We start from the raw sequence: 1,315 nt of genomic DNA, 5'->3' as shown, positions 1-1,315 counted from the left end.
AGCTAAGCCAGCTCAAGCCTCACAGCTGGCTCATGCCGCCATCGACGATGATCTCCGTGCCGACGATGAACGCCGATTCGGTGGCCGAGAGATGCAGCACCGTCGCCGCGATTTCCTTCGGGTCGCCAAAGCGGCCGAGCGRGACCTGGCTCTTGATCTGGGCAGCGGTGTTGGCGAGGGTGTCGGCGTCCAGGCCGAGCTTGCCGTAGAGCGGCGTGCTCACCGGGCCCGGGCTGAGCACATTGACGCGTACGCCACGCGGCAGCAGCTCGGCGGAGAGCGTCTTGGCCAGCGAGATGAGGCCGGCCTTGCTGGCCGCGTAGACCGCAGATGACGGCATGCCGATGTGCGCGTTGATGGAGCCGTTGAGCACAATCGACGCGCCTGGATTGAACAGCGGCGCCAGTGCCTGGATCTGGAAGAAGGGGCCCTTCACATTGGTATTGAAGGTCTGGTCCCACATCGATTCCTCGACATCCGACAGCGGTGCGAACCTGGCGATGCCCGCGTTGATGAACACGGCGTCGAGCTTGATGCCTTCATCGGTGAGGCGTTCTGCCAGCGCGCGGGCGGCGTCCACGGTGCCGGCGTCATTCTGGATGGCTAGCGCGTTAGCGCCCAGCGTGGGCTTGGCGGCTTCCAGCGTCGCGGTGTCCCTGCCCGTCACGATGACGCGCGCGCCTTCGGCGGCGAATGCCTGCGCGGTAGCCAGGCCCATGCCACTGTTGCCGCCAGTGACCAGTACGGTTTTGCCTTCGAAGCGATTCATGGTGTTCTCCTGAGAACGTGGTGTGGTGGTGTGAATGGAGTATGGACAGCGCGGGGCAATAAGCCATACGAAAGAGTTGGCAAGCTCGTTCGATAAGATTGGACATCTTTGGCGGCCTGTCGAAAAGCGCTTCCAACCACACGCGGACTCAGGGAAAAGGAAAAAGGGCGCTGCCAAGCAGCGCCCCCAATGTCTTGCTGCGCCGGCAGCCGTGCCGGCAACGCTACGCCTGCGCCTCGCGCTGCCGCGCCACTTCCTGGCTGCGCAGGATAAAGCGCTGGACCTTGCCGCTTGGCGTCTTCGGCAACTCGGGCACGAACTCGATTTCGCGGGGATAGGCGTGGGCCGCGAGGCGATTGCGCACGTGCAGGCGCAGTTCTTCGGCCAGCGCCGGGCTCGCCTTGTATTGCGGGCCGAGCACGACAAAGGCCTTGATCAGTTCGGTGCGTTCCGGGTCGGGCTTGCCGATGACCGCGGTCTCGACCACCGCCGGATGCTCGATCAGCGCGCTCTCTACATCGAACGGGCCGACCCGGTAGCCCGAGG

At 64.7% G+C, this 1,315-nt stretch carries 2 protein-coding genes; both read right to left on the bottom strand.

The window, feature by feature from the left end; genetic code table 11:
• Positions 1–19 precede the first annotated feature (19 nt).
• On the bottom strand, positions 20–769 hold the full coding sequence (locus tag AC1DS3_RS38745) for an SDR family oxidoreductase (RefSeq protein WP_477129376.1): 750 nt from the start codon (positions 767–769) through the stop codon (positions 20–22).
• A gap of 223 nt (positions 770–992) precedes the next feature.
• A partial coding sequence (locus AC1DS3_RS38740; RefSeq protein WP_477129375.1) for an AMP-binding enzyme occupies positions 993–1,315 on the bottom strand: 323 nt, incomplete at its 5' end.

Source organism: Cupriavidus sp. 01L46 (genome assembly GCF_056399905.1).
This window is presented reverse-complemented; position numbering and strand designations above follow the sequence as displayed.